The organism is Candidatus Vagococcus giribetii, from assembly GCF_017316185.1.
GTDB lineage: Bacteria > Bacillota > Bacilli > Lactobacillales > Vagococcaceae > Vagococcus > Vagococcus giribetii.
Map to the genome: position 1 here is coordinate 1 of NZ_JAFLVX010000027.1, position 8265 is coordinate 8265.

General features: G+C 33.6%; 10 protein-coding genes. All 10 read right to left on the minus strand.

Annotated elements, in window-relative coordinates; genetic code table 11:
* The coding region (locus DOK76_RS10600; protein WP_206967590.1) for a hypothetical protein at positions 1-423 on the minus strand (423 nt) is incomplete at its 3' end.
* On the minus strand, positions 416-1240 hold the full coding sequence (locus DOK76_RS10605) for an endonuclease/exonuclease/phosphatase family protein (RefSeq protein WP_206967593.1): 825 nt from the start codon (positions 1238-1240) through the stop codon (positions 416-418). The genes DOK76_RS10600 and DOK76_RS10605, both read right to left, overlap by 8 nt.
* 369 nt (positions 1241-1609) lie before the next feature.
* A complete protein-coding gene (gene rplS / locus DOK76_RS10610; protein WP_206967595.1) occupies positions 1610-1957 on the minus strand; it encodes a 50S ribosomal protein L19 in 348 nt (115 codons plus the stop codon).
* Between the two features lie 128 nt (positions 1958-2085).
* Positions 2086-2826 carry a tRNA (guanosine(37)-N1)-methyltransferase TrmD gene (gene trmD, locus DOK76_RS10615; protein ID WP_206967597.1) on the minus strand — a complete coding sequence of 247 codons (741 nt, stop codon included), beginning with the start codon at positions 2824-2826 and terminating at the stop codon, positions 2086-2088.
* The gene (gene rimM / locus DOK76_RS10620; RefSeq protein WP_206967599.1) at positions 2826-3347 is read right to left on the minus strand and encodes a ribosome maturation factor RimM; all 522 of its coding nucleotides are present in this window, start codon (positions 3345-3347) and stop codon (positions 2826-2828) included. Before rimM ends, trmD begins: the two co-directional genes overlap by 1 nt.
* Positions 3348-3513: 166 nt before the next feature.
* Entirely contained in the window at positions 3514-4347 is an 834-nt protein-coding gene (locus DOK76_RS10625) for an energy-coupling factor transporter transmembrane component T family protein (RefSeq protein WP_206967601.1), read from the minus strand.
* The gene (locus tag DOK76_RS10630; RefSeq protein WP_206967603.1) at positions 4344-6050 is read right to left on the minus strand and encodes an ABC transporter ATP-binding protein; all 1707 of its coding nucleotides are present in this window, start codon (positions 6048-6050) and stop codon (positions 4344-4346) included. The genes DOK76_RS10625 and DOK76_RS10630 overlap by 4 nt, the downstream gene beginning before the upstream one ends.
* A 55-nt stretch (positions 6051-6105) precedes the next feature.
* Complete coding sequence (locus DOK76_RS10635) at positions 6106-6657, minus strand: ECF-type riboflavin transporter substrate-binding protein (RefSeq protein WP_206967605.1); 552 nt, start codon at positions 6655-6657, stop codon at positions 6106-6108.
* 17 nt (positions 6658-6674) lie between these two features.
* Positions 6675-7532 (minus strand): SAM hydrolase/SAM-dependent halogenase family protein, encoded by an 858-nt coding sequence (locus DOK76_RS10640; protein ID WP_206967607.1) that lies wholly within the window; start codon positions 7530-7532, stop codon positions 6675-6677.
* A gap of 178 nt (positions 7533-7710) precedes the next feature.
* Positions 7711-8160, minus strand: coding sequence for a substrate-binding domain-containing protein (locus DOK76_RS10645; protein ID WP_206967609.1), 450 nt, complete (start codon positions 8158-8160; stop codon positions 7711-7713).
* Between the last annotated feature and the right edge of the window lie 105 nt (positions 8161-8265).

An 8265-nucleotide genomic window follows, 5' to 3' on the forward strand; every position in this document is an offset into this window, starting at 1 on the left:
ATATAAATTTTTTATAAGATTTTGAATTTTGTTAGAATTTAGCGTCTCTTTTAAAAATTCTTTAAATTCAGTAATATCGACAACTTCTGTACTAACTTTTGTAATTATTTTATTTGACTGAATTTTTTCATCTTGGAGTAACTCATTGTTAATTATATAATTTAGTGGAAATATATCTATATCATACTGAAATTCTAATATTCGAAAACCATATTCAGGCATTATATTACTTCTCAAAATACATTTATAACCAAAATCATAGTCCATCAAAAATTCTTTTTCATTTTCTGAATGTTTTGATATATCTAAATATAAATAATCATTCGTTGCTTTCCCAAGATAATCGGATTGTTCTTTTACAATATCTAGAGGTAATTCTTCTACTTCTTTAAAATCGGGTAAATTTGTCCATAAATTATCCATTTTCAACCGACAGCTCCTTTAATTTCAAAATTACGGGTAAATGATCACTAATAGATCTATCAGGAACTTTTCCTTTTGCTATTAATTCATATTTAGTCGTAGATGTTACTAATCCGACAAAATTTATAAATGGAATGAATTCTGGTCTTAATAATACTTGATCAAAAACTTGCCAAAATAATGCATATGCTTTATTAGGACTATAGTAGTAACTACCGATGGGATTATCCTCAGTAATCAAGTATTTCCACATAGGATTATAAAACATTTTTTTTTCAACGGAAAGAACAGTTCGTTTCAATTTTTCTGTTTCAATTTTTCTTGGGAATGCATGAAACCCACTTGTAGATAGCATACCTTTTTCAAAAGGATTCATATTAAAATCACCTATTAAAATAGTTTTTGACTCTAAATCACTATTGTCTATTCGATCAATCATATTATTTGTTTCAATAACCACCATATTTAATTCATCCTCCCCATTGTATAATTTACTTGGAAAATGTAGCATACCTAAATTTATTTTCATATTAATATCTAAATCAGTGAATCTTAAAAATCTAACATGATTAGATTCCTCTAAATAATCAAACTGAGATACCGTTAGTGTAGAAAAAATAACCAATTTATTATTTGCTAAAATTGGGAGTTTATACATTTTTTTAGAATAATTTAAATTTATTTTAATTAGTAGTTTATTAACATCATCTGCAGGGAATTCAGCAAGTATTAGAAAATCAATATCATTTTCTATTACCAAATCAATAACATATTTATCATTATTTTTTTTGTTAGAATTCCAGTAAAGATAATTCAAGTTATTGTTCTCCTTTATAAATTAATACAAATCATTATAGCATTCAAAAGCTACTAATTAAAGAGGCGATGATTAAAACTACCTACTTATTAATTAAATTAATCTGACTTATAATCTATGTATTTATGTCTTGTGTATAATCTTTAATTAAAACTGTTACCCTTTATATTCTTCATGCCCACTCTTCATTTATTTATTATTTTAGTAAACTAGTTATGTAATGTTCTTCAAAAAATCATGTCCTTTTATAACAATAGAAGTTTTTTTAATATCATGTTGAGTTCTCTTTAGAACCACCCACACAACAATCGTTTTTTAAAACATTTAAAACAAAAAAGAACCCTTGAAAACTCAAGGGTTCTTCATTCATTAACGACGGATTTCTTTAATTCTAGCTTTTTTACCTTGTAATGCACGTAAGTAATAAAGTTTAGCACGACGTACTTTACCAAAGCGTAATACTTCGATTTGTGCAACACGTGGTGTGTGGACTGGGAACGTACGTTCAACACCAACACCATTAGAGATTTTACGTACTGTGTAAGTTTCGCTGATTCCAGCTCCACGGCGTTTGATAACAACACCTTCAAATAACTGGATACGTTCGCGAGTTCCTTCCACAACTTTAGCGTGAACACGTACAGTGTCCCCTGGTCTAAATGCTGGGATGTCAGAACGTAATTGTTCGTTTGTAATTGCTTCGATTAATGGATTCATTTCCACATTCTCCTTATTTCCAAAACACTCATATGATTTCCTACATAGCGGAATGTCGTAATTGTTGAGTGATATCACTCACTGAAATAGTGTAACATAGAAGAGTTTAGGTGTAAAGCTCTTTTTCTTTACAATCCTTCTTCTTTTTTCACTTCAGCTAACAAGCGAGTCATCTCGTCTGTCATCTCTAAAGTGTCTAACATGTCTGGTCGTCTTAGAAGTGTGCGACGAAGAGATTCTTTTAGTTGCCACTCTTCAATTAATTTATGGTTCCCGTTTGTTAAGACAAATGGAACTTCCATTCCTTCATAGTTAGCCGGACGAGTATATTGGGGATGTTCCAGTAAACCTGTTGAGTGTGAATCCCCAACAGCTGATTCGTCGTTTCCTAATACTTCAGGTAATAAGCGAACTGTCGCATCAATCATTGTCATAGCTCCTAGTTCTCCACCTGTTAAGACGTAATCACCAAGAGAGACCTCATCTGTCACAAGACTTCGAATTCGTTCGTCATAGCCTTCATAGTGGCCACAAATAAAGACTAAGTGCTCTTCTTTTGAGAACTCTTCAGCCATTTTTTGATTAAATTGCTTTCCGGCTGGATCGAGTAAAATAACTCGTTGGTTTGTGTGAGATACTTCCTCTCGAATGACTTTTAAGCCATCATCAATCGGCTGTACCTTTAATAACATACCTGCCCCACCACCATAAGGATAATCATCGACTTGTTTGTGTTTATTCGTTGAAAAATCTCTAAAGTTAGTCACTTTCACTTCTAACAGCTCTTTTTCAATGGCTTTCCCTAAAATTGATTCAGTTAAGGGACCTTCAAACATTCTTGGGAATAACGTTAAAACATCAATTCTCATTAGTCAATCAACCCTTCAGGAATTTCAACATCCACACGATTGTTTGCCACATCTACTTGTTTAACAACGGATTCAATATAAGGAATCAAAATATCTTTTTCACCTTTTTTATTTTGACCAATCACCCAAACGTCATTAGCTCCTGGTGATAAAATTTCTTTGATTGTTCCTAATTGTTTACCTTCCTCATCAAACACTTCAAGACCGATGATTTCATGGTAGTAAAAAGCATTTTCTTCTAATTCTCCCACTGAGTCTTTTGAAATTTTTAAAATACCATCACGGTATTTTTCCACATCATTAATGTTTGGATGGTCCTCAAAACTCAAAATATCAAAGTTCTTATGTTTACGATGACTCTTAATCGTTAAGGTAATCGGTTGCTTATTCTCTTGGAATAAAAATAAGGTATTGCCTTTTTGATAACGTTCTTCTGAAAAGTCTGTTTTTGAAATGACGCGGACTTCTCCTTTGATGCCTTGGGTATTAACAATTTTTCCTACATTTAAAAATTCGCTCACTGATGTAACCCTCTCTTTATCTAAAATGTCTTTCTCATTGTATCATCTATTTTGCTTTTGTGTCATATGAAATAGTTATTTCAGAGTGATTTTTTTCATTAATCATTTCCTTATGACAATCGCAACAAAAAACACATCAAGACATTATTCTTAACGTGTTTTTTGTTTATTGAAACGGATTATAGAAACGGCTACCATTTGTATAGATTAAAACAAAACTTAATAATGTGACAACAATGGCAAAAGCAATCACTAAAAAGTCATTCTTAGTAAATTTCTTTTCAGAGTACCATGTTCTTTTTTTATCTCGACCAAATCGACGTAATTCCATCGCTGTACTTATGACTTCAATTCGCTCAAGGCTAGATAGTATTAAAGGAAAGACAATTTGCATAGCTCCTTTAACACGTTTACCAATCGATGCTTTTTTACTAATTTCGTAACCTCTTGCTTGTTGAGAAGCAGAAATATCGTAATAAGCTACTTGAATATCAGGTATGTAACGAATAGCCAAAGCAACTGAGTAAGAAATTTTATAACTAACACCAATTTTATTCAAACTAGAAGCAAACTCACTTGGATTGGTTGTGAGTAAAAAAAGCAAGACAAAGGGAATTGAGCTGATGTATTTTAATATCAAGTTAAACTCATAAAACAACTGTTCCTGAGTAATGCTATAACGCCCTACACCTTCTACTAAAACGTGGCGACTCCCATAAATCACCGTACCATACTCTGGTGAGAATAAATAAACTGCCAAAATATTTAAAATAGAAAAGACAGCAATAAACTTCACAATAAAAGAGATATCTGACCATTTAATATGAGAGACTTTAAACAAGACTAAAGAAAAGATACTAGTTGCTAGTAAAAAGCGAGTGTCATAAGTTGTCATACAAGCAACTGAGATAAGAATCATGGCTAATAATTTGGTTGTTCCACTTAAACGGTGAATAAACGTGTCACCTGGCATATAACCAACCATTTGATGTTGACTCATTTAACTCTCACCTCACGATCATAAGCAGTAAATTTACTAACAAAAGAAATAGGATCTTTCATCTTCAAATGCTTAGCAAAAGTAAACAAACTCGTTTCTTTTAAAGAAGAAGAGTCAATCAACTCAGTGTTAGTTAATAATTCAACTGGAGTTGTATCTGCTGTTAATTTTCCGTCACCTAAAACTAAGCAACGGTCTGTATATTCTAGCATCAAATGCATATCATGGGTAATCATAATAACAGTGATACCTGATTGATTGATACCTTCTAAAAAGCTCATAATTTCTGTGTAGTGCTTGTAATCTTGGCCTGCTGTTGGTTCATCTAAAATAATTACCTCAGGCTCCAATACTAAGATAGAAGCAATTGTTACCCGTTTCTTTTGACCATAACTTAAGGCTGAGATTGGCCAGTTTCTAAAGGGATAAAGACCACATACTTTTAAGACATCATCGACTTTTTCATCAATCGTCGTTTGAGAAACACCTCGTAACACTAAACCAAGAGCAACCTCTTCTCGAATCATTTTTTTCGAAATCATTTGGTTAGGGTTTTGCATCACGTACCCAATACGATCTGCTCGCTCTTTAATCGAATCCCCTGTCATGTCTCGTCCTTGCCAAGACATTTGTCCGGCGGCATCAGCAAATCCACAAATAGCTTTCGCTAAAGTTGATTTACCTGCACCATTTTTCCCGACTAAACTGATCATCTCACCTTGATGAATCGTAACACTCACGTCTTCAAGAACGTTCTTTGATTGACCAGGATAGGCATAAGTCACTTTGTCTAAAACAAGCAAAGGATTTCCTGCAGGTATTTTGACTTTTTCCTGATGGGAAACACTCCAACTTTCCATAAGAGCTGTTACTTTCTCAGGTTCGATGTAACTAATATGATCTAAACGTGGTGAATCCTCTAAAGAAATCCCTGCGTATTTCATACTAGTTAAGTAAAGAGGTTCTCTAATCCCATATTCTTGTAAGAGATTCCCTCTTAATAATTCATCTGGTGTCACATCTGCTACAATTTGACCGTCATCAAAGAGTAACACTCGGTCCATCTCAATCCACAACACATCTTCTAAACGATGCTCGATAATAATCACTGTGCTATTGGTTTTTTCATGAATTTGATCAATTAATTCCATGGCTTCAAGACCAGCTCTTGGATCTAAATTAGCTAATGGCTCATCAAATAAAAGAATCGGTGATTCATCTACTAAAACCCCTGCCATGGAAACGCGCTGTTTTTGACCACCTGATAAATCTTGAGGTTTATGACTTTCAAATCCAACTAAATCGACTTCCTTAAGCCATTTATCCACGCGTTCATGCATTTCTTTAACACTAACATTGTCATTCTCTAAAGAAAATGCAATATCTTCTCCTACGGTAAGTCCGATAAACTGACCATCTGTGTCTTGTAAAACCGTACTAACTTGAAAGGACATGTCAAACAGGTCCGTTTCTTTTAGAGAATGACCATTAATAGAAACTTCTCCGGACAGCTCACCCTTATAAATATTTGGAATCAACCCATTTAAACAATTGCCAAAAGTGGATTTCCCGCTTCCACTAGCACCTATTACTAAGACTTTCTCCCCCTGATTGATAGAGACGTTAATCTTTTTTAAGGTTGGGCTGGCTTGACTATGATATTGAAATGAAGCCTCTTTAAATGAAATAAGTTCTTCTACCATTTTTTACTCCTTTAATCGAAAGAAAACCGAATACAGTATCCGGTTTTCATACATGTTAATCTTTTGATAAGCTACCTTTTTTAGTGCGAGACGCCGCATAAGCAATCATTAATAACGTGCCTACAACACCTGTTGCTACACTGTTATTGATTAAACTAATAATTCCTTGAACGTATACTTTATTCGCAGGCTCTGCATAGATTATAACATCTAATGTCGGAGCAACCAATCCCCAAATCACGCCATTTGCAATGACTTGAGTAATATTGAAGTAAATCATGTCTTTTTTAGTAAACACGCCTTCTTCAAGTTTGAATTTTTTACCAATAAATCCAAAAGCTAAACCGATTAATCCTGAACAAACAATCCAAGTCCACCAAGCATTTCCATACATCGTAAAGTCTTTAATTGTGTGACCAATAAAACCGATCAAAGCTGCTGGTATCGGGCCAAACAAAGCCCCCATTAACGCTAAGAAACCGTAAGCTACTTGAATTTCAGTATTTGGAAAACCCGATGGAATCGCAATAAATCTGAATAAGATGACAAAAACCGCGGCACCAATCCCAATAGCAACAATGTCTTTAATAGATAATTCTTTTTTCATGTAACTCTCCCCTTTTATTAATCGAAAATAATTTTTGGCGCTTTTCTAATTTCAATCTTCCAATCATTCCCTGTACCAATATTGTATAAATCAGAAAATGAATCTTGATTGACCGCAACTCCTAAATTCACTAAAGAATTCACGTAAACAAGTGGTTCTCCAACGTTTACATCAGCAAATGACTTCGCAAACTTCATAATATTTTGATATACTTTTTTATCTTCATGGAAAATAGTTACTTGTAAGTGGTCACCATGATTGATTTCAGTCTCTTTCATGAAGGTTGACGGAATACTTGTCCATAATGAACCAAATCTAACGTCTAACACATCAATACTACCCTTCATGATAGTTCCTTCTAAAGTAGAATCAGTGATTTCTAATTGTTGAATACTATCAATTGGTATCACACTGCCAAGCTCTTCAAACATAATTTCTTTTGAAGCAAGACGAGCGCCATTATAAGCATAGATATCACGTCCATGGAAAGTATGGCTTTCTTCTGAGTGAGGTAAACGAGATTTAACCTCATCAATTAGGCGAACTTCCTCTAAGCCGTCATAATGAGCAATATGAGTTAAAGAGCCATTATCTGGAGTAATGATATAATGTCCGGATTTTGTTTTTGCCACAACACTCTTTCTCTCACTACCTACTCCTGGATCCACTACAGAAACAAAAACGGTTTCCTTTGGCCAATATTTGACTGTTTGATACAAGCGATAAGAAGCTACCCAAATATCATAAGGTGGAATATCATGTGTTAAATTTTCAATTGAAATATCTGGATTGACTGTGTAAGCCACACCATACATAGCACTTACTGCGCCATCTACTAAACCAAAATCTGTCTGTAAAACTAAATAATTGCCCATAATCAAACTCCCTTTTATTATTATTCTCTTATCATACAGGTATCGCCTTAAGTTTTCAATAAAATTCGAACAATTTCACTTACAAAAACAAATATAGTTCGTTATGTTTTAAATAGAATACAAAAAAAGAGACTGACTCAACTGTCAGCCTCTATACCTTTTTCCAAAACTTATTTTATTAGTCAACTACTTTAATCATTTTAATTGAATTTCCAGCAATTTGCGGCGGGATTGAATAAGTCATTGCTGCAGGTGATTCAATCGTAAACTCAATCGTACTTCCTACATCAAGATCTTCAGCTTTAAAACCGTCTAAAGCTTTAGTAGGTGCTAAAAGCGTTACACCACTAGCATTTAAGGTATCAAGAATCTTATCAGGGTCTGAAACTGCTTCAACTTTGTCAAAGGTTAAAGAAACTGTTTCTTCATCTAATGTTGGATTTTCAGAGATAACACCTTTAAACGTCGCTTCATCCACTTCTTGTTTTGCTTCTGATTCTTTAGATGCTTCCACTTTTGTTGATGAGGTTGCTGTCGTATCTTTTGTATCTGCTTTTTCTTTATTACCACATGCAGTTAAACCTAAGCCTAATAAAACCAAACTAGTCATTAAAAGTCTTTTTCTCATACGTTTCACCTATTTTCTTTATATTATAATTCAATTTTATACGAATTATCCCTTTTCGTAAATCAAAACTAAAGTAATTTAATCAAAACCTCCAGTGAGAACTGG